Origin of the sequence: Pontibacter anaerobius, from assembly GCF_026241195.1 — a bacterium.
GTDB classification, from domain to species: Bacteria; Bacteroidota; Bacteroidia; order Cytophagales; family Hymenobacteraceae; genus Pontibacter; species Pontibacter anaerobius.
In genome coordinates this window covers 183,006-207,333 of record NZ_JAPFQO010000007.1, presented here as the reverse complement: position 1 = coordinate 207,333, position 24,328 = coordinate 183,006, and the positions used below count along the sequence as shown (strand labels likewise).

The 24,328-nt window shown below is 50.6% G+C and carries 24 protein-coding genes; 20 read left to right on the top strand and 4 right to left on the bottom strand.

Going from position 1 to position 24,328, the window contains the following annotated elements:
- The first annotated feature begins 32 nt into the window (after positions 1-32).
- The 12 genes from OO017_RS11600 to OO017_RS11545 all read left to right on the top strand — a co-directional run bounded on the left by OO017_RS11600 (position 33) and on the right by OO017_RS11545 (position 9,470).
- Positions 33-515, top strand: coding sequence for an Mpo1 family 2-hydroxy fatty acid dioxygenase (locus tag OO017_RS11600; RefSeq protein WP_266052658.1), 483 nt, complete (start codon positions 33-35; stop codon positions 513-515).
- Positions 516-539: 24 nt separating this feature from the next.
- The gene (locus tag OO017_RS11595) at positions 540-1,256 is read left to right on the top strand and encodes a hypothetical protein (RefSeq protein ID WP_266052657.1); all 717 of its coding nucleotides are present in this window, start codon (positions 540-542) and stop codon (positions 1,254-1,256) included.
- 975 nt (positions 1,257-2,231) lie between these two features.
- Entirely contained in the window at positions 2,232-3,629 is a 1,398-nt protein-coding gene (gene fumC, locus OO017_RS11590) for a class II fumarate hydratase (protein ID WP_266052656.1), read from the top strand.
- A 102-nt stretch (positions 3,630-3,731) separates the two neighbouring features.
- On the top strand, positions 3,732-4,364 hold the full coding sequence (locus OO017_RS11585) for a hypothetical protein (RefSeq protein ID WP_266052655.1): 633 nt from the start codon (positions 3,732-3,734) through the stop codon (positions 4,362-4,364).
- Between the two features lie 248 nt (positions 4,365-4,612).
- Positions 4,613-5,116, top strand: a complete 504-nt coding sequence (locus OO017_RS11580) for a YkgJ family cysteine cluster protein (RefSeq protein ID WP_266052654.1) — start codon at positions 4,613-4,615, stop codon at positions 5,114-5,116.
- A 79-nt stretch (positions 5,117-5,195) separates the two neighbouring features.
- On the top strand, positions 5,196-6,200 hold the full coding sequence (locus OO017_RS11575) for a hypothetical protein (protein ID WP_266052653.1): 1,005 nt from the start codon (positions 5,196-5,198) through the stop codon (positions 6,198-6,200).
- A gap of 159 nt (positions 6,201-6,359) precedes the next feature.
- A complete protein-coding gene (locus OO017_RS11570) occupies positions 6,360-7,136 on the top strand; it encodes an SDR family NAD(P)-dependent oxidoreductase (protein ID WP_266052652.1) in 777 nt (258 codons plus the stop codon).
- A gap of 115 nt (positions 7,137-7,251) precedes the next feature.
- The gene (locus OO017_RS11565; RefSeq protein ID WP_266052651.1) at positions 7,252-7,653 is read left to right on the top strand and encodes a methionine-R-sulfoxide reductase; all 402 of its coding nucleotides are present in this window, start codon (positions 7,252-7,254) and stop codon (positions 7,651-7,653) included.
- Positions 7,654-7,698: 45 nt separating this feature from the next.
- Positions 7,699-8,025 (top strand): peptide-methionine (R)-S-oxide reductase, encoded by a 327-nt coding sequence (locus OO017_RS11560; protein WP_266052650.1) that lies wholly within the window; start codon positions 7,699-7,701, stop codon positions 8,023-8,025.
- Positions 8,026-8,106: 81 nt separating this feature from the next.
- Positions 8,107-8,487: a diacylglycerol kinase gene (locus OO017_RS11555; RefSeq protein ID WP_266052649.1), complete on the top strand. Its 381-nt coding sequence runs from the start codon at positions 8,107-8,109 to the stop codon at positions 8,485-8,487.
- A 99-nt stretch (positions 8,488-8,586) separates the two neighbouring features.
- The gene (locus tag OO017_RS11550) at positions 8,587-8,988 is read left to right on the top strand and encodes a DUF6970 domain-containing protein (protein ID WP_266052648.1); all 402 of its coding nucleotides are present in this window, start codon (positions 8,587-8,589) and stop codon (positions 8,986-8,988) included.
- Between the two features lie 5 nt (positions 8,989-8,993).
- Positions 8,994-9,470 (top strand): DinB family protein, encoded by a 477-nt coding sequence (locus OO017_RS11545; protein WP_266052647.1) that lies wholly within the window; start codon positions 8,994-8,996, stop codon positions 9,468-9,470.
- A gap of 132 nt (positions 9,471-9,602) precedes the next feature.
- Here OO017_RS11545 and OO017_RS11540 read toward each other — a convergent pair whose 3' ends face one another.
- Together OO017_RS11540 and OO017_RS11535 are read right to left on the bottom strand one after the other, a co-directional pair.
- A complete protein-coding gene (locus tag OO017_RS11540; RefSeq protein WP_266052646.1) occupies positions 9,603-10,391 on the bottom strand; it encodes a DUF4382 domain-containing protein in 789 nt (262 codons plus the stop codon).
- Between the two features lie 181 nt (positions 10,392-10,572).
- On the bottom strand, positions 10,573-13,584 hold the full coding sequence (locus OO017_RS11535; RefSeq protein WP_266052645.1) for an AsmA family protein: 3,012 nt from the start codon (positions 13,582-13,584) through the stop codon (positions 10,573-10,575).
- A 143-nt stretch (positions 13,585-13,727) separates the two neighbouring features.
- Here OO017_RS11535 and OO017_RS11530 point away from each other — a divergent pair, with 143 nt between their 5' ends.
- The 3 genes from OO017_RS11530 to OO017_RS11520 all read left to right on the top strand — a co-directional run bounded on the left by OO017_RS11530 (position 13,728) and on the right by OO017_RS11520 (position 16,580).
- The gene (locus OO017_RS11530) at positions 13,728-14,747 is read left to right on the top strand and encodes a PorP/SprF family type IX secretion system membrane protein (protein ID WP_266052644.1); all 1,020 of its coding nucleotides are present in this window, start codon (positions 13,728-13,730) and stop codon (positions 14,745-14,747) included.
- Between the two features lie 63 nt (positions 14,748-14,810).
- A complete protein-coding gene (gldJ, locus tag OO017_RS11525; RefSeq protein ID WP_266052643.1) occupies positions 14,811-16,040 on the top strand; it encodes a gliding motility lipoprotein GldJ in 1,230 nt (409 codons plus the stop codon).
- A 63-nt stretch (positions 16,041-16,103) separates the two neighbouring features.
- Positions 16,104-16,580 (top strand): DUF4265 domain-containing protein, encoded by a 477-nt coding sequence (locus OO017_RS11520; RefSeq protein ID WP_266052642.1) that lies wholly within the window; start codon positions 16,104-16,106, stop codon positions 16,578-16,580.
- Positions 16,581-16,721: 141 nt separating this feature from the next.
- On the opposite strand, the gene OO017_RS11515 is transcribed toward OO017_RS11520, so the two are convergent.
- A complete protein-coding gene (locus OO017_RS11515; protein WP_266052641.1) occupies positions 16,722-18,239 on the bottom strand; it encodes a malate:quinone oxidoreductase in 1,518 nt (505 codons plus the stop codon).
- A gap of 113 nt (positions 18,240-18,352) precedes the next feature.
- Positions 18,353-19,039, bottom strand: coding sequence for a ComF family protein (locus tag OO017_RS11510; protein ID WP_266052640.1), 687 nt, complete (start codon positions 19,037-19,039; stop codon positions 18,353-18,355).
- 96 nt (positions 19,040-19,135) lie between these two features.
- Here OO017_RS11510 and OO017_RS11505 point away from each other — a divergent pair, with 96 nt between their 5' ends.
- The 5 genes from OO017_RS11505 to OO017_RS11485 all read left to right on the top strand — a co-directional run bounded on the left by OO017_RS11505 (position 19,136) and on the right by OO017_RS11485 (position 24,307).
- Positions 19,136-19,489 carry a carboxymuconolactone decarboxylase family protein gene (locus tag OO017_RS11505; protein ID WP_266052639.1) on the top strand — a complete coding sequence of 118 codons (354 nt, stop codon included), beginning with the start codon at positions 19,136-19,138 and terminating at the stop codon, positions 19,487-19,489.
- Positions 19,490-19,591: 102 nt separating this feature from the next.
- Positions 19,592-19,948 carry a hypothetical protein gene (locus OO017_RS11500; protein ID WP_266052638.1) on the top strand — a complete coding sequence of 119 codons (357 nt, stop codon included), beginning with the start codon at positions 19,592-19,594 and terminating at the stop codon, positions 19,946-19,948.
- Complete coding sequence (locus OO017_RS11495) at positions 19,923-20,066, top strand: hypothetical protein (RefSeq protein ID WP_266052637.1); 144 nt, start codon at positions 19,923-19,925, stop codon at positions 20,064-20,066. The genes OO017_RS11500 and OO017_RS11495 overlap by 26 nt, the downstream gene beginning before the upstream one ends.
- A 28-nt stretch (positions 20,067-20,094) precedes the next feature.
- Complete coding sequence (locus tag OO017_RS11490; RefSeq protein WP_266052636.1) at positions 20,095-20,856, top strand: exodeoxyribonuclease III; 762 nt, start codon at positions 20,095-20,097, stop codon at positions 20,854-20,856.
- 139 nt (positions 20,857-20,995) lie between these two features.
- Positions 20,996-24,307 carry a DUF4175 family protein gene (locus OO017_RS11485; RefSeq protein ID WP_266052635.1) on the top strand — a complete coding sequence of 1,104 codons (3,312 nt, stop codon included), beginning with the start codon at positions 20,996-20,998 and terminating at the stop codon, positions 24,305-24,307.
- Positions 24,308-24,328: the final 21 nt, after the last annotated feature.

Here is a 24,328-nt window from a genome sequence, read left to right as displayed (position 1 = left end):
TTTTGATAATTCTGAACAATAGCCACAGCACCATGAGAACAATGCAGCAATGGTTTGACGCCTACGGCGAGAGCCACCAAAACCCCACGAACAAGCTCATCCACTGGGTTTGCGTGCCACTTATCTTTTTCAGTATTATCGGGTTGCTGGCAAGTATACCGAGCGCAGCCCTAAAGGAGCCATTTTTGGCGCAGGTGCAGCCATACGTGCATTTCGGCACAGTGGTGGTGCTGCTGGGGCTGCTGTTTTACCTGCGGCTGTCGGTTACCATGTTTTTGGGGATGGCGCTGGTGTGCGCAGTGGTATTGTGGGCTGTGCAGGTAGTAGATGCGGCTTTAGAGGCACCGCTGTGGTTGGTTTGCCTGGTTATTTTTGTAGCAGCCTGGATAGGGCAGTTTTACGGCCATAAGGTAGAGGGCAAAAAGCCGTCTTTTCTGAAGGACCTGCAGTTCCTGCTCATCGGGCCGGCCTGGTTACTAGGTTTTATCTATCGGAAATTGGGGATACCGTATTAACTTTACGGCCTAATTGCTTACCCTATGCTTGAGATACTGAAAAGCCTGCTGATCGCCTTCTTTGCCGTAGCCGTGCTGTTGCCTGTTGTCCGATACGCACTGCGCCGCCTTTCGCCAGCAGGCCAGGTAGCCCCGATGCCCGCCGACGAGGTGAAGTACATGCAGAAGCAGGAACTGAAACTGACCATAGCCTATTTCTTTTTTGCCACGATCCTGTCGGTATTCAGCGCCGGTGTGCTGGCCATGATCTCCAGCATTATACATGCCTCTCAGGAACACCTGCACGTGCTCACGCCTAACTTCAGGGCGCTTTTTGCGCCAGGCCTGCTGCTGGGGCTAACTTTAGCGATAGTGCCGCTGCGCCTGGTGCAAAGCGCGCTGCTGGGCAACGAGTACGAGTTGTACAAAAATTACATGCTCCGCGTGGAGGGCCAGAACTCTAACCGTATTTACAATATCCTGCTGCTAGTTATGCTGTTGGTTTCAGCGGTTATTGCCTGGTATGCTATGCAGTGGCATGTGGCCATAGACGAAAACAAGATCGAGGTATCAAACCTGCTGCAAGAGCAACGCACCTATACTATGCAGGAGATCGAAAGTATACACTACCTCGGGGCCGAGGGGGAGTACCTCATATCCTTCAGCGACCAAACAAACCTGAACACAACCTATCTGAAGCCTGTGCAACTGGAGATGATCGCACTGCTGGCAGAGCGCTCCGGGCACCGGGTTATACGGTAAGTAGGGTTGTTTCATTCTCCTCTTTTTGTCATCCTGAAAGGATCTAGGTAGCCTTGTGGGATATGCATAATCTCCCTTCTACCAAGTTTCTTAACAGAATCTTATCCCCCTTCTGGCGCAAGTATTTACACTTGTGTCTTTACATGATGTTGCGTTTCTGACTCAACTGGCTTGAAAAGCCATACTTTATACTTTGGCTATACTTTTATACTTGCCAGTTTATACTTCCGCTGTTCCGGACATCCTTGTCCGGAACCTTTCAGCCGCGGATTTCCTAATCCGCGCAATCCGTACTTTATACTTCCATCGCCTCTGCTTCCTTTAGCTTGAACCAAGCTAACCTTATTAGCTACTGCTGATCCTCAGTCCTACAAACCTACAGTTGCATCTCTGGCTTTGGCTCCCTCCAGCCCGGGAGGGCTCGTCTTCCTGCATCGCGCTGGGACCTTTTCCTTTGCTCCTGCGTCGCAATGCCCTCACGGGCACCGGAAAAACTCCAAAGGCGCTCAACGGAAAGACTGGGATCAGTTCGATAGCCATGGCCTTTGCTATGCAACTGGAACCAAGTCCCCCTTCGAAGGGGGCAGGGGGATGAAATCGTCTGCTGGAAAACTCCCCTCCTTGGACTACCGAGAACGCGAGTTCGAAGGTAGCGAGCGCAACTCTGAGGGGCTAGGGGTGGTTGGATGATCCTGCTAATGCACTTATACCAAGTCCTCCTTGGGGTAAGGCCCCTCAACAAAGAAGGGGGAAGGGGGATGACGATCGCCTGCTGAACTCCTTCTCCTGTTTTCGTGCGGGTGATCTTTTTAGAAGCCAAGGCGAAGCAGGGGCGGCGGAGCCCGGAAAGAATCCGGCTAATCCCTGACTTCTACCTTCCTCCTCTTAACAAAATAAGTCCAGCACTGCACTCAAGTATATTTTTTTGTAGTTTTGCTTCGTACAGATAATCCTTTTAACCTAAGTATAAACCATATGCAAGTTCGCGTAGAGAAAGACACGATGGGCCCTGTAGAGGTGCCTGCAGACAAATACTGGGGCGCCCAGACACAGCGCTCAAAGCAAAACTTCACCATCGGTGGGCAGCAGATGCCGCAGGAGGTGATCAAGGCCTTCGCTATACTTAAGAAATCGGCGGCGCAGGCCAATGCTGAGCTGGGTGTGCTGGCGCAGGAGAAGGCGGATATCATCTCTAAAGTATGCGACGAGATTTTGGAAGGCAAGCTGAACGACCAGTTCCCGCTGGTGGTGTGGCAGACTGGCTCGGGCACGCAGTCTAACATGAACGTAAACGAGGTGGTGGCTAACCGCGCGCACGTACTGCTGGGCGGCGAGCTAAACGACGAGAAGAAGAAAGTACACCCGAATGACGACGTAAACAAGTCGCAGTCTTCTAACGATACCTTCCCGACAGCCATGCACATTGCCGCTTACAAGAAAGTGGTGGAGCATACGCTGCCGATGATCAAAAAACTGCACGACACGCTGAAAGCGAAGTCTGAAGCTTACATGGACGTGGTGAAAATCGGCCGTACGCACCTGATGGACGCTACGCCGCTTACACTTGGCCAGGAGCTTTCCGGCTACGTGAAGCAGCTGGAGTACGGCATGAAGGCGCTGGAGAACACGCTGGATCACCTGAAAGACCTGGCGCTGGGCGGTTCTGCCGTAGGTACAGGCCTTAACACACCGGCCGGTTACGCCGAGCTGGTTGCGGAGAAGATCTCTAAGTATGCCGGCCACGAGTTCCGTACGGCCCCGAACAAGTTTGAGGCGCTTGCCGCACACGATGCCATGGTAGAGACTTCCGGCGCGCTGAAGCAACTGGCGGTTAGCCTGATGAAGATTGCCAACGATATCCGTTTGCTGGCTTCTGGCCCACGCTCCGGTATCGCTGAGATCCTGATACCTGAGAACGAGCCGGGTTCTTCTATCATGCCGGGCAAGGTAAACCCAACGCAGGCAGAGGCCATGACGATGGTGTGTGCCCAGGTGATCGGTAACGACGTGGCGATCTCGGTGGGTGGCATGAACGGCCATTTCGAGCTGAACGTGTTTAAGCCGGTGATGATCTACAACCTGCTGATGAGTGCTCAGCTGATTGGTGACGCTTGCGACTCGTTCGACAAGCATTGCGCTGTGGGCATCGAGCCAAACACGGCCCGCATTAAGGAGAACCTGGAGAACTCGCTGATGCTGGTAACGGCCCTTAACCCGCACATCGGTTACGACAACGCCGCCAAAATCGCGAAGAAAGCCCACAAAGAAGGCACCACGCTTCGCCAGGCAGCTATCGCCCTTGGCCTGCTTACCAACGAGCAGTATGACGAGTGGGTAAAGCCGGAGGACATGATCGGTAGTCTGAAGAAGTAATATTATACTTGTAGAGACGCAATATTTTGCGTCTTAGATAGATAAAGGAAAAGCAGCTCCGTTTGGGGCTGCTTTTTGTATATTTATAGAAAATTCTTTTGCATGAAAGTAGATATCTGCTCCTTAATAAAGTTTGGAGAAAAGGCTCACATGGAGAGCTTTTATAAGAAAGGGATCGTGTTTATGAATCATCTTAATGCGTTTAGACACATTGAAGATGAAGAATTACGTGGAGATAAACATGAAGCTTTGTATGAACAAAAGGAGATCAACAACATAAAGATTTATCTAGGAAACAACAAACTAGGAGTTGCCGAGAAAGGTCGATTTCAGTTATGGAATGACAATCCTAAAGGTAACATTTTTTCAATGTATGCCTTAAAAACCACAGAAGATTTAAGTGATATTAAAATAGACAGTGCTTGCAAAAAATTTGGTGATGCATGCGTATTAATACTTGATATAAATGAATTCATTAGTAGAGTAGGCAAAGCTGCAAAGAGAGCAGGTTATGAATTAGTCTACTCACCTGTAGAATACATTGATTTAAAAAGATATCATGGAAAGTGGTCGGTATTCAAGAAACCAATTCAATATTCGTATCAGAGTGAGTTCAGATTTTTTATACGAAGAGAAGAGTCTGAGCCCTTATTTTTAGAGATAGGATCCTTAGAAGATATCGCTGCTATTGCTGAAAGTGATAAGATTGACACTCTTAAGGTCACTAAAGTATAGTATTATGAGTTTATAACAGATTGCAAGTCTAGCAACAGCGCAACGTGTGGTATTACTTTGTTTTAGTTGCCCCACGCTAGTGCGAGCTTATAGCTCGTACTCTTTTCATCACGACATATTAGTACGATTTGCAATCTCGCGCCAGTAAAGGTGACTAAAAGGAGTAGTGTTCCGTTTATACAATTGCTAGCTGTAATTTAAGCTACCTTTAAAACAGCACAGAAAAGAGGTGCTTAAATTCAGAAAGTATGATTGATTCAACGAATATCTGTCTGGCCTGTGGGTTATGTTGCGATGGCACCCTGATTGGTTTTGTACAGCTTAGCCACGAGGAGTTGCCTAGGATAAAAGAACTGATGGATATTGAGGAGGCGAGCAATGATGGGGTTTTTATTCAGCCCTGTAATAAGTATTGCGATGGCTGCACTATTTACTCGCAAAGACCGAAACAATGCGCCAGCTATGATTGCGAACTTCTAAAATCTCTCAAACGAAAAGAACTAGACTATACTTCGGCTCTCGAATCAGTAGAAGTGGCTAAACAGAGAAAGAAGGCTATTGAAGAAAAGTTAGCGCTACTACAGATCAAGCTACAATCGCAATCATTTTACTTTAAGATGGCCGAGTTGAAAAAGCTGTATCAGAAAAACGAACATGAGTTATCATCTACACAGGACTTCAAAGATCTAATAGCGGACATTAAGCAACTTGATGATCTGCTGTCAAAGGAATTTGGTGTCACAGTATTCTAAAGCAAAACCCCAATGCCGCAAGTTTAGCGCCTATGAAAACGCTTTACTATATTACTACTCCTAAACACTGCATCCCGCTATGAAACAGCTTATTTACTCCGTAACGTTCTTACTTTCATCAACTCTTATACTTTCCTGCTACCAAGGAGAAGCTAAACAGGAAGCCATAGCTACTGAGTCTGAAGAAGCCATTCAAGCAAACCAGTCTGTTACCAAAGCACACAGCGAAGTGAACCGGGAGAAGTTGGCAAGCGAGTGTGAAGCGTATTATGATGAGTGGGAAAAGCTGAATGCTGAAAAAGCCGGTTTCTTCGAGAAGAACATACTTGCCAAAGCCCTTGCTAACCCAGAGTTGCCGGAGCAAAACCGAAAATTCCTACTCGACCTGAAGGAGTACCTGCACCAATCAGAAATTGATAAAAGTGGCAAGCTAGCACCACAGCAACTCCTTTTTCCTGTGTTTAAGCTAAATGAAAGTGAGTTAGGCGTCATTGGGTTTCCGCAGTACGATACCAAAGATGAGACCTATACAGATATCTCCGCAGAGCACAAACTGCTGAACAGCCACAACATCTCAACAACTGCAGATCCGCATATCGAAACTAAACTGGTTTATCACAAACAGCTTGCAGATTCGCTTTTCAGGCACTTAGACAGATCAGTTTATACTTTTACTGATCAGCAACCCGTGAAAACACAGCTTCAGAATTTTGGCTCTTACAACGGCGAATGCTTGGAGTATTATCATTACCAGCTAAATCCTCAGCCTTACAGCACAAACGATAAAGTTATGTTCGGGAGCAGATATAACCTGGAGCTGAGATACAAAACACAACCAGACATTGACAGACTGAACAAAGCGCAGTACAAACCCCAGTGTGCCGACTGCCCGGAAAGTATAGAAGCCACCATAACCTTTTCATCGCTTAAAGGAGTAGATGGTTTATACTTTACCTATGCAGATACTTTCCCGCTGAACAATAAACTGGAAACGCCGTCCAGAGGTCTTGTAATGAAGATGGGAGACAAGATAGTTTACTTGTGGTATGCAGAAGTTGACCTGATCGGGTGTAGCTGCATTTAGTAGTAGACTTGCTACCTCCGCATAGTTACCACGCGCAGCTGCTGAGAAACTGCACGAAAGGTAAATTCATGCTTTACAAACCATCCGCCCAACCAGACAGTATGTAGATAAAGCTCTCGCCGACAAACAGCCGGAGCATCCACTCTACATACTACTACTATGGACAAACTAAAAGATAAAGTCGCGCTAATAACCGGTTCAGACTCCGGCATTGGGCAGGCCACCGCCATTGCATTTGCTAAAGAAGGCGCGCACCTGGTCATCTGCTACTATACTGACAAGGAAGGCGCGGAAAAAACCTTGGAAGCCGTTCAGGAGGAAGGCAGGAGAGGCCTTATACTTCAGGTAGACATCAGCGACGAGCAGAAAGTGGCGCAGCTGTTTGCGCAGGCGCTGCAAGAATTCGGAGCCATCGACATACTGGTGAACAACGCGGCGGTAAACGGCTCCGGCATTAACGTAGCCGACATGGACACGGAGGTTTTTGACCGCACCATCAAAACCAACCTGTACGGCACCTTCTTCTGCTCCCGCGCCTTTATCAGGCACAGAAAACAACAAGGGGGCCAGGGCAAGATCATCAACATCTCCTCGGTGCATGAAGAAATCGTTTCGGCTGGCACGGCAGACTATTGCGCCTCCAAAGCCGGTGTTCGCAACCTTACCCGTACCCTGGCCTTGGAGCTGGCCGAAGATGGCATTAACGTAAACAACGTCTGCCCCGGCATGATCCTGACGCCTATGAACCAGGAAGCCGTGGATGATAAAAAAACCCGCAGGGAAAGCGAACAGAATATCCCTATGAAGAGAGCCGGCAAGCCGGAAGAGATCGCCAAGGTAGCTTTATTCCTGGCATCGCCAGACTCCGATTATGTTACCGGCTCGAGCTACTTTATGGATGGGGGCCTTTCGCAAAACATAGGCCAGGGGGCATAAATAAAGCGTGCTGCAGCAAAGTATAAGCCTGCTGATTCTCTACCTAAAACCTTCTTAACTTTTCGCTGTTCCTAAAACCAAACGTATAAAAGGCATCAACACAAAGTATAAACCCATGAAAATTGCGAAAGACCCATCAGAATACAACAAGCTGACACCGGAGGAAGAGCGCATTATAGTGCACAAAGGCACCGAGTACCCGGGCACAGGCGAGTACGAGCACAACAAAGCCGAGGGCGTATACTTGTGCCGGCGTTGTAACGCCCCGCTTTATACTTCGGAGTATAAGTTTGAGTCGAATTGCGGCTGGCCCAGCTTTGACGACGAGATAACCGGAGCCGTAAAGCGCGTGCCAGACCCAGACGGCCGCCGCACCGAGATCGTGTGCGCCAACTGCGGAGCGCATCTGGGCCACGTGTTCGAGGGTGAGTACCTGACGCCAAAGAACATCCGCCACTGCGTAAACTCACTCTCGATGAAGTTTGTGGCTGTAGACGACCTGGAGAAGGAAGTATAGATTCCTTCTCCCCGAAGTAAACAGGTATTGGCGGGTGATGCTTACATGATAACTGTACGGAACCAGAAGATTGACCCAACGCAGCGCCAGCAGGAACAGGGTATCTATAATTGCTCACGCTGCGGCGAGGCGCTGTTTGAGGCCAGCAAGAAGTTTGAGGTGGGCTCGGGCTTTCCGAGTTTCTGGGCGCAGGTGGGGGAGCAGGTGCAGCACCGGCAGCTGGATACCTATGGCCGGCACCGCATTCAGCTGCTCTGCCAGCAGTGCGGGCAGCACCTCGGCCACCTCTTCGAAGATGCCCGCACACCAAGCCAGCTCAGGTACTGCGTTAACGCCAACTCTATTACCTTTAATCCGGAGCAGCACCCGTGATAATGACATGCTGCCTACCATCCAAAGTATAAACTGCGTACAAACCTCTATCTTTATACTTAGATCTTAACCAGCCTATACTTGCGCGCCTACTTCAAAAAACGCTACAACAGCTTTCGGTTTGCCTTCAGGGGGATAAACGCTGCCATCAGGTCGGAGCCGCACATGCGCCTGCACGTACTCGGGGCTATGGTGGTGGTGGTATTGGGTTTTGCCTTTGATGTAACCAAAACTGAGTGGTGCCTCCTGATAGGCTGTATCGGGCTGGTGGTTACGGCTGAGATATTCAACACGGCCATCGAGACGGTTGTGAACCTGGTGTCGCCGCACTACAACCCGCTGGCCGGCAAAGCCAAGGATCTGGCTGCAGGAGCCGTACTCGCGGCCGCCATTACTGCGGCCTGTGTGGGTACTATCATTTTCCTGCCATACTTGCTGGCCTTGGCCAAAGTATACTTTTAAGCCCACATCCGTAAGTTTAAACCAGTTTACCTGTGTTAGTGCCCGCAAAACGATGTATCAACATTTATCCTTCCGTAAAAATCTATAAATTGCGCCCGAATGAGAAAACAGAAACGCAGCGCACTTAGCAGAAGTAGCTTTTGGGCTATAGCTTTTGCCGCCACAGTAGCTTTTACAGCCTGTAAACCTGGCAGCACACCGGTAGCAAATGCAGCAACTCAGCAAAACCCTGCCTGGCTAACCAAGCTGATAGGAGAGCTAAAGCTGGAGGCGCCTGCCAACCCACCTGCCAAAATTTACCGCTACACGTATGGCGGAAAGCAAGTATACTACCTCACCGGCCGCTGCTGCGATGTGCCGAGCCAGCTGTTCGACGCTGAGGGCAACTTACTTTGCGAGCCTGACGGCGGCATAACTGGCAGGGGAGATGGCCGCTGCACTGATTTTTTTGAGCAGCGACAGAACGAAACTATTGTTTGGGAAGATATAAGAGAAAGCTAATTACCATGACCGGAAACGACGTACTTAAAAACCTATCAGAGTATAATATCTGGGCAAACAAGACTATGCTGAATGTTTTCAGCAGCCTGCCCGAAGTACCAGCCAACGCAGCGCGCCTGTTCAGCCACGCCCTGAACGCGCAGGCGATCTGGATTGCCCGCATCACCGGCACCCAAAGCCCTGTTAAAGTATGGCAGGAGCACACGCTGGAGGAGCTGAAAAAGCTGCACGACTACGCTTCTTATAAAATAAAGGAGCTGGTTGACAATGCCGATGAGGCCGAGTTTAACCGCCTGATCGACTATACCAACAGCCAGGGCAACAAGTATAGCACCCGCGTACTCGACATCCTGACGCACGCGTTTAACCACGCCACCTACCACCGTGCCCAGGTAGCCACCGACCTGCGCAAAAACGGCCACACTCCTCCCAACACAGACTACGTGACCTATGTGCGCGAGCTGATGGGGCAGGTGTACTAGACTCTGGATAGAGGATTTTTAGATAAAAGAGCAAAGTATAAACTTCCCCTTCTTAGGAGCGGTTAGACAGTAAACAAAAAGAGGAGCCTCTCTATTCGGGAGGCTCCTCTTTTTGTCTCTTTTGTCCTAGAACTATTCCTGCGGCAACATTACCACACCCATGTCTTTAATCTGGTCCTGAGACACGCTTACGTTTTCTACAGTTTTATTGTGCTCGCCATACTCCGTGATGAACTCCACTCTGTAAGTGCCCGCCGGTACGCCTTTGATCAGGAATTCGCCGTTATCGCTGGCGTAACCACCGATCGTGTCGTTGGCAGCTGAGATAACGTAGATGGCTGGCTCATACTCTGCTGGCGTTACGCTACCTTTAATACCACCGGCAATAGCCTGTGTAATGGTGCGGATCACCGGCTTCAGGTTATAGCCGCCGTTGCCCTTCGGCACAACCGATCTGGCTGCGTCAAAGTCAAGCAGTACCATATAGGTCACATCGTCCTGCAGGTCAGCGTTCAGCTGCAGCTTTACACCGGATGTCTGGCCGCTTGGCGTTTTCAGGTCTATCACCTCGCCACTCTTCAGCTTCACAGAGTTTTCGTTACCGAGTATAAGCCTGATCTGGGAAATGTGGCCTACAGGCAGTTCAGCGCTGGCCAGCAGCGTATCCTTGCCATTCGCGAAGTCCAGCAGGTTGTACACACCCGGATGGATCTCATCCAGCGTAACCCAGCCTTCTTCAGTATCGCCTTCTTCCGTGTGAATCTGCACCGACTCGATCTCAACGTTTACTTCGTCATAATCGCCAGGTGCATCAGTCATGCGCACTTCCATGCGGGCCGTACCACTGTCTTCGTTGCTATCGCATGAGCTGAATCCAATCAGCCCACAAAGCATTAAAGGGAGAAAAAATTTCTTTTTCATCATTTAAAATTGCATTGGTTTAAAACACTATGCTTTCAGGAAAGCTTCTTTTACACTCCTAAACGGTTAAAAGTTGCACTCTAATATATAGTATTTAAAAAATAAAATCCAGCAGAAGCATCTTCTTCTGCTGGATTTGTGCTAAAACGCTGATTTCCCAGCGGTTTTTACATCAAAAAAATTATTGATTTTTCGTGGTGTCCGGCTGCGTAGTGGTTTTCGGCTTGGTGATCTGCTTCAGGAAACCGCCTACTTTGTCGGTAGCCTGTTTCTTTATCTGCTGCTCAGCCTCCAGTCGCTTCTTCTCCAACTCCTCCTGGGCCTTGCGCTCTGCCTCCAGCTTTCTGCGGTTCAGCTCATTGGTTACACTGTCCTGTAGTTGCTGCTTGCGCTCATCGGCCTTCTGCTTCACCACATTCAGCTTTTCCTGCACCACATTCTCCACTATATCCGTGGCTTTCTCTTTTACAGAGCCTCCCGCCAACGACACGCGCGGATCGTTGTAGGTGCCACCCACATTCAGTTTCAGGGTAACGCGCTCTGTGTTTACCAGGCTTTGGTTTCCGCCCAGCAGGCCAGCCAGGCTAGAGCCAAGCTGCTGCCCCACCTTACCGGTAGGCACGTTCAGGGCCGTAGTATAATCTATGTTGCCGTCTGCTGCCGTGCTGCCCCCCACCGACATGTCGATATCGCCAACCTTCAGGTTAAACGGCTTCACCAACAGCTTGCCGTCCACAATCTGTGCATCAATCATCTTGTTCTCGATCACGAAGCTGCGCAGCTCCTCAAAATGGGTCAGGCTACTGATCTTGTCCACGATCGGCACATTGGCCACCGCTGCTCGCAATACCTTTATCACGCCTTTCCCATCCAGCGTCTGGAAAAGCGGCACCATATCCTGGCCCAGTTCGCCGGCAAAGGCAAAACTAGTAGAGAACTTACCCTCCAGCACCTTCGCGATAGGGGCAAAGGCCTGCACCGTGGTAAAGGCATTAAAAGCCTCCCTAAAGCCCAGATCCTGTATGTCCAGCTTCATGTCGAAGAGCGGGTGCTGCAGGTTCTGTGTGTTGTAGCTGCCGCTGGTGGCAAAGGTTCCGCCCAGGGTGTTAAAGGTTACCTTGTTCAGCCTGGCAACCTGGTCCTTCACCTGCACCTGGCCGCTCACGTTGTTCAGCTTCAGGTTGGAGTACAGTACCTGCTTGGCATCTATGTTCAGGGCCAGGTCCAGGTTTTTCGGCACTTCCACCACGCCTTCTTGCGTCTCTTCGGCCGGAGCGCCGGCTTCGTCCACCATCCACTCGTTCACGTCGAACTTATTAGAGCTAAGGTTAAAGTTACCGCGCAGCGACTGGTTATCATCTAATGCGTAGCCGATGTAGTTAGATACAGTACCGTTTGCCTGGAAATCGCTCTTGCCCAGGTAGCCGCTCATGTTCTGCAGGTTAACCCGCTCGTTGTTGAAGCTGGCGTTGGCTTTGGCGATCTTCATCCCCTGCGGCAGGTCGGTGCTCACATAGCTCAGGTTGCTGATGGCCATGGTGCCGTTTGCCGTTACGTTGTTATACTTCTCCTCCTCAATATCGCTTAGCTTGCCTTTGGCCGTTACGTCAGCGTTAATGCGGCCAGACACGGTCATTCCCTCCTGCGGGAAGATCTTCGTCAGCTTCTCCAGGTCCAGTATACCTTTGATGCGGCCATCGAAAGCAGGCTTGTCTATACCCGTGATCAGCATACGGCCCTCCAGTGGCTCGCCATCCAGGCTCATGTTAAAGCGCTCTATGTTGATGCGGGTATCGTCGGTGTTGCCGGTGGTGTTGCGCACGTTAGTCACCATGTTCAGGTTCTGGATAGGCGCAGGGAAGTCTTTGGACTTGATGTAGCCGTTGGTCAGGTTCAGGTCAGCGTCGATCACCGGCATACTTGTCTCGGAGTAGGTGCCTTTGGCATCGGCATCCACCTTCAGCAGGCCGCGCAGGGTCATTCCCTCCACAGGGTACACTTTGGTAAGCTCTGCCAGGTCCACGTTGGCCTTCACATTGCCATCCACTTTCATAGTCTCCAAGCCGTTTATCGAAACCCTAGCGTCTATCGGGTTCTTGCCCAGGTCCATGTGGAACTGGCGGATGTTGATGTCGGTGTTCTGCGGCGTGCCGTCTTTGCTGGCCACGCTCATATCCACGTTAATGTTGCGGGCGGCCTCCGGCAGGTCAGGGTACTTAAACATACCTTCCATCACCTTCAGGTCCACGCCATAGCCCGGCATCAGGGTATCGATCATCCGCCCTTTAAAATATCCGTCGAAACTCAGCTTACCCTCTGTCTTAATGTCCTCAAACTGCTCGCTGTACATACCTGGCACCACCGACAGCACATTGCGGAAGTCTGTCTCGGTAGCACTGAAAGTCAGGTCAAAGTCAATCGGCTCCTCCGGCATCAAGATGGTACCATCAAACTTAAACGGAAACTCGTTGATGCGAATGCTGTTGTCTTTGAAAGTATAAAGCGACTGGTTAAGGTCCATGGCCATGGTCACGTCGGCATTCAGGCGAGCGTTCTCCAGGTAATTGGTGCCATCGTAAGTCATCACAAAGCGGTCGGCCGTAGTCTTCGACTTCATATCGAACACGTCTTTCTCGAAATCGCCGCTGCCGGTGTGCGCTACGTTATAGGCAGCAAGGCCAAACGGAATGCTCAGGTCATCGTAATAAATGGTGCCATCGTTTACTTCCCAGCCTGTAATGGCCATGTTGAAATCGGAGGCCACGGTATCGGTTTCTGCAGTGGCGGCGGTGTCTTCTACCATAATATCCCAGTTGGCTTTTCCGCTTTTAAGCACCAACAGGCGTATAACGGGCTTCTCCAAAGTGATGGAATTCACTTTCAGCTCATCGCCGAACACACTGAACAGGTTCAGGCCCATCCGGAAGGAGGGGATGCGTGCCAAGGTATCGGTAGCAAAGGAGTCCACGCCCACCACGGCAAGATTCTCCACGCCCAACGACAGATTCGGGAAGTCGCGCAGCAGCGAGAGGCTCACGTTGTCGGTCTCGTAAATAACCTGCGCGTTAATATTTTTGGCAATCTCCTGGTCCAGCGTCTGCTTTATCTTGTCTTTAAAGATAACAGGCACCAGCACCGCCGCGGCAAGCAGCAAGGCCAGAAAGATAAAAAAGCCAATGGCTACTTTTTTCATGAGTTGTAGTAGTTTTGGTGTTTTACGGATGTAAAAGCTAAGCTATAGAAATTATAGCTAAAATCGTGCTACTTTATACTTCGGTTTTGTAACAGTCACTCTTATAGCTAACTAAACAGCGGCTTAAAAGTTAAATTGCATCTATGGGCGCAGGTTTTAAAAAGATATTGCTGATGTGTACCGCCTGCCTCTGGGCCTGCTGCGCCGTAGCGCAGGATGTGCAGTACACGCAACAGTATGCTAACCGCCTATACTTGAACCCGGCCTTTGCCGGCCTCGATCACAGCTGGAGCGTAGGGCTGTCGCACCGCAAGCAGTGGCCGGCGCTCAACGGCTCCTTCATTACCAACGCCCTGGCCGCCGACCTCCGGATACCTGATTCGAAAAGTGCAATTAGCCTGCTGCTGCAGCAGGACCGCGCCGGTGTGGGTGGCCTTAAGAAACTGCAGGCTGGCTTGGGCTATGCCTATCACACCAACATCAGCGACAGCTGGGCCATGTCTGCCGGGCTTCAGGCAAGTATAACCCGCCTTAACCTAGATTATGACAACCTGGTTTTCGGCGACCAGTTGTCGGACAACGGCATGGTGGCGCTAACGTCGGCAGAAGTAAATGAATTTGAGCCAAACACTTACGCCGACTTTACCGTGGGTGGCCTTGTTTATTCTGATCAAGTATGGGCAGGAATTACGGCGGCGCATTTAAACCAGCCTACCTATAAGCTGGGGCAGGAGTCGGAGTTGCCGATTCGTTTCACGGCTATCGCCGGTTATAAATTTTACGCCCGCTCCTACGAGGAGCAGGGGCGGCTGTTCGAACTGAGCTTTACGCCAACGGCTACTTTCATAGATCAGCAAAGTTCTAAAAGATTAGACATAGGGCTATATACTAAATACACTCCCCTGACGTTAGGATTTATATATAAAGGAGTACCCGTTGTAGGTGGAACTAACCAAGACCAATCCTTGTCCGTTATAGCAGGCCTCGATTTAACGCATTTCAGGGTGGGTTTTAGCCACGAGGTCGGGCTGAAGGGATTGAGCAGGGAAGTAGGTGGCACGAACGAAGTTACGCTTGTTTTTGAACGTGCTGATATTAACAATTTGTTTAGGAGCCGCTTGAAGAATAAAATTAACAGAGGCATTGTTTGTCCGGCATTCTAATATTATTTATAATTGCACATTAATCTACGTTACAAGAACCTTATCTTAATTAGGTACTATTTTATGAAGTTAATCAAGTATTTATCGGCTGTGGTTGTGGGAGGCATGTTGCTTACTGCCTGTGGTAAGGGCGGCCAGCCAACCAGCACAGACCCTGGTGCTTACAGCTCTGCAACTGGCGCTGAGTATGGCGAAGAAGAAGATGCTTTCGATGTGGCCGACTACGCGGAGTTCCCGCAGGGCCCGGGTCTGATCTTTATTGAAGGCGGCCGTACCGTGCTTGGCTCTATGGAAGAGGATATTGCCATGACGCGTGACAACGTGGAGCGTACAGTAACTGTAGCCTCTTTCTATATGGATGAAACTGAGGTGGCAAACATCCACTGGCTGGAGTACCTGCACGACCTGAAGCGCGACTCCCTGCCGGAAGTATACCAGGCTGCCTTGCCGGATACTACTGTTTGGTCTCAGCAACTTTCATTCAACGACCCATACGTTACCTATTACCTGCGTTACCCAGGTTTCCGCTTCTTCCCGGTGGTGGGTGTAAGCTGGCTGCAGGCTAACGACTTCTGCGTATGGCGCACAAACAAAGTTAACGACATTCTTGCCCAGCAGGCCAATGGCGGCGGTGGCAGAAGAGGCCTGTTTGGCCGTGGTGGCGGCGACGAGGCTGTAGAAGGCGAGAAGCCATCTATTGAGTCTGGTTACGTGCTACCGAATTACCGTCTCCCAACAGAGGCAGAGTGGGAGTATGCTGCACAGGCCATGATTGGTACGCAGTACACAGAGGATGAAAACCAGAACAACCGCCGCCTGTACCCATGGGATGGCCACCAGGTGCGTAACCCGTATGGCAAGCAGATGGGTAAATTCCTGGCTAACTTTAAGCGTGGCCGTGGTGACTACGCCGGTATCGCTGGCTCTCTGAACGACGGTGCCATGATCACGGACTACATTTACGCTTACCCGCCAAACGATTTTGGTCTGTACAACATGGCCGGTAACGTAAACGAGTGGGTGCAGGATGTATACCGTCCGCTTTCTTTCCAGGATGTGGAAGACCTGAACCCATTCCGTCGTGACGGCTTCCTGGATGAGTCTACGAACTATGACTCCAGCGAAGGATATCACTCACTGGTTAGCGATGAGGTTCGCGTTTACAAAGGTGGTTCCTGGAAAGATGTGGCTTACTGGTTGTCTCCAGGTACTCGCCGCTTCATGGCCCAGGATTCATCAACAGCCACAATCGGCTTCCGTTGCGCAATGATCAACGCCGGCTCTAACAAATAAGACAAAGGTTACTTTTATATAAAAAGCCCGGGCTAACGCTTGGGCTTTTTTACTTTTATACTGATGAGCGAAGAAAAGCAAGGACATAAAATCACCTTCCGTTTTTACAGCGATGTTTTTGACCGCGAGATGGTAGAGACCCTGTGGGCACAGGAAGTAGAGGCAGCCAAAGGCCTATACAAGATTGACAGCATCCCATACTATGTGCCACTCATTGCAACGGAGGATATCGTGCGCGCGGAGTATGACGCGATGGAAGAGGGGCTTCTCTACAAAGAAACTGTAACACCATCGGGCAACTCTACCATACAGGTTATCCGCCAAAACGAGGATACACCACTGCTGGAGATTAGAAAGAAATTTGCCCAGTTAGGCTGCGTATCGGTAGAAGTAAACGAAGACTTCATGGTTTTGGAGGTACCTCTAAGCGTTAACTACGCTGTGGTAAAAGAGTTGCTCGACGACCTGGAGGCAGCAGAGGAGATAGAGTATGCCGAGCCAGCCCTCTCTGATGTACACCGCGAACAGACTAGCAGTTAGCTACTAAGTTTTGCTATAAGCTCATGATAAAGCACAAGAGGGTAGCTGCACCTCCATTTTATACTTTGTATAAATAAAAACAGGGACAGGAGAAGCTAAACAGCACCTCTTGCCCCTGTTTTATACTTTAAACTATACTTTCTACTTCTTCTCCACCGCCGGCACCAGGCCCAACACCTCACTGGTGTAAGAACGGACGCGATCAAGCAGTTCGGGGTCATCGGCGAGCGACTGGCCGTAGGAAGGAATCATCTCTTTCAGTTTTACCTGCCACTCCTCAGTATTAATGCGGTGCATAAAGCATCGCTCCAGCAAGCCCAGCATAATAGATACAGCCGTAGAAGCGCCCGGAGATGCCCCGAGTAAAGCCGCTAAGGTACAGTTTGCCCCGCTTACTACCTCTGTACCAAACTCTAGCACGCCACCTTTATTTGGGTCTCGCTTAATTATCTGCACACGCTGGCCCGCTACCGCCAGTTCCCAATCTTCTGGGCGAGCATCAGGAAAATAATCCCGCAGCGCCTCCACCCGCTCCTCAGGCGACTGCCGCACCTGGTCGATCAGGTACCGGGTTAATGCCATGTTCCGCAAACCTGCCGACAGCATAGGTCGCAGGTTTCCGGCCTTAATGGATTTCGGTAAATCCATAAAAGAGCCTTTCTTCAGGAATTTAGTAGAGAAGCCCGCATAAGGGCCGAAAAGCAACTCACGCCTGCCGTTGATGTAGCGCGTATCCAGGTGCGGCACTGACATTGGCGGCGAGCCCACGGCAGCCTTGCCGTATACTTTGGCCTCATGTCGCTCTATCACATCGCGGTTGGTGCACCTGAGCCACTGCCCGCTTACCGGGAAACCGCCATAGCCTTTCCCCTCCGGTATATCTGATTTCTCCAGCAAAGGCAAGGCACCACCACCGGCTCCTATAAATACGTAGCGGGCGTATATATTGCGTTTTTCTCCGTTCTGCAGGTTTTTCACCTTAATGCGCCAACGCCCATCCTCCATCTGCCGCAGCTTCCGTACCTCATGCCCGAAATGAAGTATAACGTTGCTCTCCTCCTGCAGGTGGTTAAACATACTGCGGGTAAGGGCTCCGAAGTTAACATCTGTACCCAGGTCCATACGGGTGCCGGCTACAGGTTCACTTTTGTCTCTTCCGCTCATTACCAGCGGTACCCAACCTTTCAGTTCCTCATGGCTTTCGGAGTAAACCATATCATCGAACAAGTGGCACTCCACCATTGCCTCGTACCGCTTGCGCAGGAAATCCACATTATCCCTGCCCCACACAAAGCTTATATGCGGAAGGTTCTTGATAAAAGAGGTGGGTAACTCAATAATGTTATTCTTGATCAGGTAAGCCCAAAATTGCTTCGAAATTTCAAATGACTCGGCGATTTTAATGGCTTTGGAGATATCGATAGAGTCGTCAGGTTTTTCGGGAGTGTAGTTAAGCTCACAGAAGGCAGAGTGCCCGGTGCCGGCATTGTTCCAGGCATCGGAGCTCTCGGCTGCGGCACTGTCTAACCGCTCTAAAACTTCGATCTGAAGGCTGGGCTGTAGTTCCTTCAGCATCATACCCAATGTTGCGCTCATAATGCCTGCTCCAATCAGCACTACATCGGGTCCTTTTGTATCTTTCGTGTCGTTTCTCATCATAGTCAATCTTCTTTTATTAAAACGCGCTGTAGTTTGACTACGAAAAAAATCTGCCTTTGGCGAAAATCACCACCTCGGAGGCTGCGGCAGCTCCTGCAAAGTATAAACCTGAATCAGGCGGCTGCGATGGTGGCGATACTTACCTCAGCGGCACCTGCCTCCAGCAAGGCGCGGGCGCAGGCCTCCAGGGTGGCGCCGGTTGTCAGTACGTCATCCACCAGCAGCACATGCTTGCCCTTTACCTGCTCCGGTTTTGCCACCCGAAACACCTGCTCCACATTCTGCCAGCGGTCAAAGCGGTTCTTGCGTGTTTGGGTGCCGGTATCGGTGGTGCGCAGCAGCGCGTGGCCCTGGCAGGGCAAGTTCATACTTTGAGAAAGGCCTTTGGCGAAGCACTCCGCCTGGTTATAGCCCCGCCGCCGCAGTTTATATTTGTGCAGCGGCACCGGCACGATCAGGTTAAACTGGCTGTTGTACTGGTAATCGGAGAGGAGGGAGCCGTAGCGCTGCCCCAGGTGCTCACCCAGTTCCTTGGCGCCTTTATACTTGAGGCGGTGCAACAGCCGCTGCACCCGCCCCTTCGGCATAAAGTATAAATAAGAGAAGGCGAACCGCACCGGCACTTTGCCCCAGAACCTGCGCTGCAGCGGGTTCAGCTCCGTAGCTCCGTGCACATGAAAATCAGTGTAGGGCAGTTTAACGCTGCAACTGGTGCAGATATATTTCTCGCCGTGGGCCATCGCGCCGCTACAGGCGTAGCAGGTTTCAGGAAACAGCAAACTCAGCAGGTCTTCAAACATTGTCTGTAAAGTATGGTTTAAGGTATTCTGATGATTTTGCCGTAACTTTATACTTGGACTAAATACAAAGTCATCCTTACCAAGAATAACCTAACAATGAGCTTAGTAGAAGAATTCAACGACTACCGCACGCGCATGAACGAGCGCATCATGTCATACGACAATAAAGTGATTAAGCGTTTCTTTAACCTCGACACCAACACCTATATGGAGGGTGCCCTGGACGTGAAAACGAAGGAAATGCTGGGTTTGGTGGCATCCATGGTGCTGCGCTGCGACGATTGCATTAAATACCACGTGGGCAAGTGCTACAAAGAGGGTGTAACTGACGAGCAGTTTATGGAGGTATCTTCCATCGCCAACCTAGTGGGCGGCTCCATCGTGATCCCGCACTTCCGCCGCGCCGTGGAGTACTGGGAGGAACTGAAGGAGAGAGGCTCTGCAGAATAAACTGTTAAATGGCTACATGGTTAAATTGTTGGTTCCAAAATGGAGCGTTTATACTTCATGCGAATCAACAATTTAACAATCCAACAATTTAACAATCAACTTATGTACGACAGCGACAACCTGGAACATAACTGGACGCAGCTGCGGGCCGACCTGATGAAGCGCTTTGGCAAGAAGCCTGATATGAATGCCATACTTTTTCTGATCGGGATTCAGGAGCTGGGCATGGGCATACGGGAGTTTACCAAGGAGGAGAAGCAGGACCTGATGCACATTGCCACCTGCCGCGTCTTTGCCGAGTCGGGCTATTACGAGTTCACCGGCCGCGACGAGGAGGGCTGGCCCCACTTTAAGGCGGTGAAATCTATCCCGTTTGCCAACCTGAAAGAGCAGGAGAAGATGCTTAAATGGCACGTGATCGAGTACTTTAACCGTGCCGACGATATCCGTAAACCTTAACACAGTAACGCAGCACACATTTTGTCGCATATTTATACTTATGAAGAAGTATAGCATCCTGAAATTTATACTTGTGTCATCGCTTTTGCTGCTCACCAAAGACAGCGGCAAGAAGTAAGCTGTGCTGCGCGCCTCAAAATTCACCCATGAAAATTATTACCTATAATGTTAACGGCATCCGTGCCGCCCTTACCAAAGGCTTCGGCGATTGGCTGAAAGCCGCTAACCCCGATGTACTCTGCCTGCAGGAGATCAAGGCCGATGAATCTAAATTCGACAAGGCGTTGTTTGAAGATATGGGCTACCAGGTGTACCTGCACCCGGCCGTAAAGAAAGGCTACAGCGGCGTGGCTATACTTTCTAAAGACAAACCGCAGCACGTAGAGGTGGGCTGCGGCATAGAATGCTACGATGTGGAAGGTCGTGTTTTGCGCGCCGATTACGGCGATGTGTCGGTGATGAGCGTATACATGCCTTCAGGCTCCAGCGGGGAGGAGCGCCAGAAGTTCAAGTTTCAGTGGATGGACGACTTCCACGGCTACGTGGGCGACCTGAAGCAGACCTTGCCGGGGCTGGTGGTGAGCGGCGATTACAACATCTGCCACAAACCCATCGACATCCATAACCCGAAATCCAACGCCAACAGCTCGGGCTTTTTGCCGGAGGAGCGCGAGTGGATGAGCAAGCTGGTGGAGAATGGCTTTATCGACACCTTCCGCCACTTTAACCAGGAGCCGCATAACTATACGTGGTGGAGCTACCGTGCCGGCGCACGCAACAAAAATCTGGGCTGGCGTATTGATTATAACATGGCTACCGAAAACCTGCGCGACCGCCTGAAGCGTTCTGCCATACTTACTGAAGCCCGGCACTCGGACCACTGCCCGGTGCTGCTGGAGCTGGAGTAGGGGAGGTATACTAAAAGGGCTGTCTGTGCAGTTATACTATAGGTATTTATACTTTTTATCGCCTGAAGTATAGTGCGTTAGATGGATTTGGTTAACTTACAACTATAGACGCCATGCCTTAACCTTGTAATAGCAAGACATGAAACATACCGATGCACTCGATCAGTTGCTGCATCAATTGCAGGAGTTCAAACAGAAGTTCTACCTCAACATGCTGTTGCGGGGCGGGATTTTTGCGGTTGGGCTCCTGCTTTCTGTTTACATCGTGTATAGTTTGCTGGAGTACATGTTCTACTTTCCGGAGTATGTGCGCGCTTTCCTGCTTTTCTCGTTTGTGGCCGCGGTTATTTACGTGTTTATACGCTGGATAGCCTTGCCGGCGGCTGCGCTGGTGCGGCTGCGGCGGGTGCTCTCCGATGAGCAGGCGGCGCAGCAGGTGGGCCATCATTTTCCGGAGATCCGGGATAAACTGCTTAACGCCATCCAGCTGCAGCAGCAGGACCGAACCAACGAGCTCATCCGGGCAAGTATAGCCCAGCGCAGCCAGCAGATGCTTTCCTTTAAGTTCAAGGAGGCCGTTTCTTACCGCGAGAACAAGCCGCTGCTCAAGTATATCGCCCTGCCCGCCTTAATCGCTTTCCTGATCATGCTGGTGTACCCGGCTATTTTTGTGCAGGGCACTGAGCGCATCATCAACTATAAAACCCATTATACACCTCAGGCCCCTTTTGATTTTGTGGTGCAGAACGAGGGGCTGCAGACCTATCGTGGCGAGGATTTTACGCTTAATGTAGCGGTGGAGGGCAAAACCGTGCCCAGCGAAGTGTACATCAATTACAATGGGCGCCGCCAGAAGCTCAGCCAGAACGCTGACGGCAACTATACTTATACCTTCAAACAGCTGCAGCGCCCCGTGGATTTCCAGCTGGAGGGCTCTGGCTTCTTCTCCGACAGTTATACCTTAGATCTGCTCTCGCGGCCTAACCTCAAGGATTTCCGGATGCTGGTGCAGTACCCAAAGTACCTTAACCGCAAGCCAGAGGAGATTCAGAACACAGGCAACGCCACCGTGCCCGAGGGCAGCACCATCACCTGGAACTTCTCCACCTCCGAAACAGATAGTATAAAACTGACCTTTGAGGAGCCTGCCCAAAGTATAAACGCTCAAAAAGACGGCAGCACCTTCGCCGCCAGCAAGGATTTTAGCCAGAGCCAGAACTATAGTATAAACCTGCGCAACGAACACAGCACGAATAAAGAACAAATCAACTACCAGATCACCACCATCCCGGACCGCAACCCTCAGATCAGCCTGGAGCAGTACCAGGACACGGCGCTGTACGCTTATATGGTTTTGGGAGGCGATGTGTCGGATGACTACGGGCTAACGCGGCTGGCACTGATTTACCGCATCAGCAACAGCAAAAACCCGCAGGCAAAGTATAAAAGCCAGGCATTGCCACTTAACAAGCAACAGCTTAGCCAAACCTATTTTTACCAGTGGAACACCGCCGCCCTCAACCTGCAACCCGGCGACAAGCTGGAGTATTTTGTGCAGGTATGGGACAACGACGGCATCCGCGGCCCGAAAAGCGCCCGCACCCGCACCTACGAACTAAGGCTACCAGACAAGCGCGAGCTGCAGAAAGAACTCGACAGCAACTCGCAATCGGTTGCCAGCCAGATGAGCAAAACGCTGGAGCGGGCAAACCAACTGGAGCGCGAGCTGTCCAAATCAGAGGAGAAGCTGAAGACCAAGCGCGACCTGAACTGGCAGGATCGCAAGCAGCTGGAGGAGCTGGCCGCCAAAAAGAAGCAGCTGGAGCAGGACATCAACTCTATGAAAGAGCTGTTTGAGGAGCTCAACAAAAAGCAGAACATGCTGAACGAGCCCAGCAAGCAGCTAGCCGAGAAGGCGCAGGAGCTGCAAAAGCTCATGAACGACCTGCTGGACCCGGAAACCAAGAAACTCTACGAGGAACTGGAGAAACTACTACAACAGCAACAACCCAACGACCGGGACCTGCAGCAACTCCTGAGCAAACTCGATAACCGCGAGAAGAACCTGGAGCGCGAGCTGGAGCGGGCGCTGGAGTTGTTTAAGCAACTGCAGTTTGAGCAAAAGCTCGACAACATTGCCAACAAACTGGAGGAGATGGGGGAGAAGGAGGAACAGTTGGCCCAGAAAACCGAGCAAAAGCAAGAAAGCAACCAGCAGCTGCAGGAGCAGCAAAAAGAGCTGCAACAGGAGTTTAAGGATGTGAAGGAGCAGGTGGAAGAGCTGAAGGAACTGAACGAAAAGATGGACAACCCCAACCCCCTGAACGAGGAACAGCAGCAGCAGGACCAACAAAGTATAGAGCAGCAAATGGAGCAAAGCCAGGAGCAGCTACAGAAAAACCAGAACAAGAAGGCCAGCGAATCGCAGCAGAAGGCGGGGCAGCAGATGAAAAAGATGGCTCAACAGATGGAGGAGATGAAGAGCAGCATGAGCATGGCTGGCATGCAGCAGAACCTCGATAACCTCCGTGACATTCTTGAGAACCTGATCACCCTTTCCTTCGATCAGGAGGAACTGATGAAGCAGTTCCGCAGCGTGAACCAGAGTGATCCCCGCTTTATAGAACTGTCGCAGCGGCAGCTTAACCTCCGTGACAATGCCCAGGTGATCGAGGACAGTCTTTTCGCACTCGCCAAAAAAGTGTTCCAGATTGAGTCGTTTGTTACCCGCGAGGTGGCCGCCATGAACCAAAGTATGGATAACAGCATGCAGGAACTACGCGACCGCAACCTCGGCAAGGCTACCGGCCAGCAGCAACTCGCCATGACAAGTATGAACAACCTGGCTCTGATGCTCAACGATGCCCTGAAGCAGATGCAGCAGGCCATGCAGCAAATGCAGGGCAGCATGGCCGGAAAGCAGAAGGGTAACAAGCCAATGCCTGGCAATATGGGAGAGTTGCAGCAACAATTGAACAAAAAAATCGAAGATCTGAAAAAAGGTGGCAAATCGGGTAAGGCACTTTCTGAAGAATTAGCTAAATTGGCTGCGGAGCAGGAGGCTCTCCGGAACGCGTTGAAAGAACTTGAGAAACAGGGCACAAAACCTGGTGAAAAGGGGCAAAACGGCAAACTGGGAAATATTAGCAAGATGATGGAACAAAGCGAAACTGATCTCGTTAATAAACGTTTGACCGAACAGACCATTCAGCGGCAGCGCGAGATTTTAACACGTTTGCTGGAAGCAGAGAAGTCTGCAAGGGAGCGTGAATTGGACAATAAACGTGAAGCAAAGACAGCGCAAGATATTGCCCGCAGCGTACCCCCTTCGTTCGAAAAGTATTTAAAGGCAAAAGAGAAACAAACAGAACTGCTCAAAACGATACCACCTGCTTTGTCTCCGTACTATAAGCAGAAGGTAAACGAGTATTTCAAAAGCATAAGCAAATAACAAGCACCTATTTTACACTTA

Coding starts and splice junctions, on each gene's coding strand:
- OO017_RS11575 (WP_266052653.1), top strand. CDS start 5,196: ATGAAACAGCTTATTTACTCCGTAACGTTCTTACTTTCATCAACTCTT.
- OO017_RS11595 (WP_266052657.1), top strand. CDS start 540: ATGCTTGAGATACTGAAAAGCCTGCTGATCGCCTTCTTTGCCGTAGCC.
- OO017_RS11580 (WP_266052654.1), top strand. CDS start 4,613: ATGATTGATTCAACGAATATCTGTCTGGCCTGTGGGTTATGTTGCGAT.
- OO017_RS11485 (WP_266052635.1), top strand. CDS start 20,996: ATGAAACATACCGATGCACTCGATCAGTTGCTGCATCAATTGCAGGAG.
- OO017_RS11510 (WP_266052640.1), bottom strand. CDS start 19,039: ATGTTTGAAGACCTGCTGAGTTTGCTGTTTCCTGAAACCTGCTACGCC.
- OO017_RS11600 (WP_266052658.1), top strand. CDS start 33: ATGAGAACAATGCAGCAATGGTTTGACGCCTACGGCGAGAGCCACCAA.
- OO017_RS11505 (WP_266052639.1), top strand. CDS start 19,136: ATGAGCTTAGTAGAAGAATTCAACGACTACCGCACGCGCATGAACGAG.
- OO017_RS11520 (WP_266052642.1), top strand. CDS start 16,104: ATGAGCGAAGAAAAGCAAGGACATAAAATCACCTTCCGTTTTTACAGC.
- OO017_RS11490 (WP_266052636.1), top strand. CDS start 20,095: ATGAAAATTATTACCTATAATGTTAACGGCATCCGTGCCGCCCTTACC.
- fumC (WP_266052656.1), top strand. CDS start 2,232: ATGCAAGTTCGCGTAGAGAAAGACACGATGGGCCCTGTAGAGGTGCCT.
- OO017_RS11585 (WP_266052655.1), top strand. CDS start 3,732: ATGAAAGTAGATATCTGCTCCTTAATAAAGTTTGGAGAAAAGGCTCAC.
- OO017_RS11550 (WP_266052648.1), top strand. CDS start 8,587: ATGAGAAAACAGAAACGCAGCGCACTTAGCAGAAGTAGCTTTTGGGCT.
- OO017_RS11500 (WP_266052638.1), top strand. CDS start 19,592: ATGTACGACAGCGACAACCTGGAACATAACTGGACGCAGCTGCGGGCC.
- OO017_RS11560 (WP_266052650.1), top strand. CDS start 7,699: ATGATAACTGTACGGAACCAGAAGATTGACCCAACGCAGCGCCAGCAG.
- gldJ (WP_266052643.1), top strand. CDS start 14,811: ATGAAGTTAATCAAGTATTTATCGGCTGTGGTTGTGGGAGGCATGTTG.
- OO017_RS11515 (WP_266052641.1), bottom strand. CDS start 18,239: ATGATGAGAAACGACACGAAAGATACAAAAGGACCCGATGTAGTGCTG.
- OO017_RS11530 (WP_266052644.1), top strand. CDS start 13,728: ATGGGCGCAGGTTTTAAAAAGATATTGCTGATGTGTACCGCCTGCCTC.
- OO017_RS11535 (WP_266052645.1), bottom strand. CDS start 13,584: ATGAAAAAAGTAGCCATTGGCTTTTTTATCTTTCTGGCCTTGCTGCTT.
- OO017_RS11570 (WP_266052652.1), top strand. CDS start 6,360: ATGGACAAACTAAAAGATAAAGTCGCGCTAATAACCGGTTCAGACTCC.
- OO017_RS11545 (WP_266052647.1), top strand. CDS start 8,994: ATGACCGGAAACGACGTACTTAAAAACCTATCAGAGTATAATATCTGG.
- OO017_RS11565 (WP_266052651.1), top strand. CDS start 7,252: ATGAAAATTGCGAAAGACCCATCAGAATACAACAAGCTGACACCGGAG.
- OO017_RS11540 (WP_266052646.1), bottom strand. CDS start 10,391: ATGAAAAAGAAATTTTTTCTCCCTTTAATGCTTTGTGGGCTGATTGGA.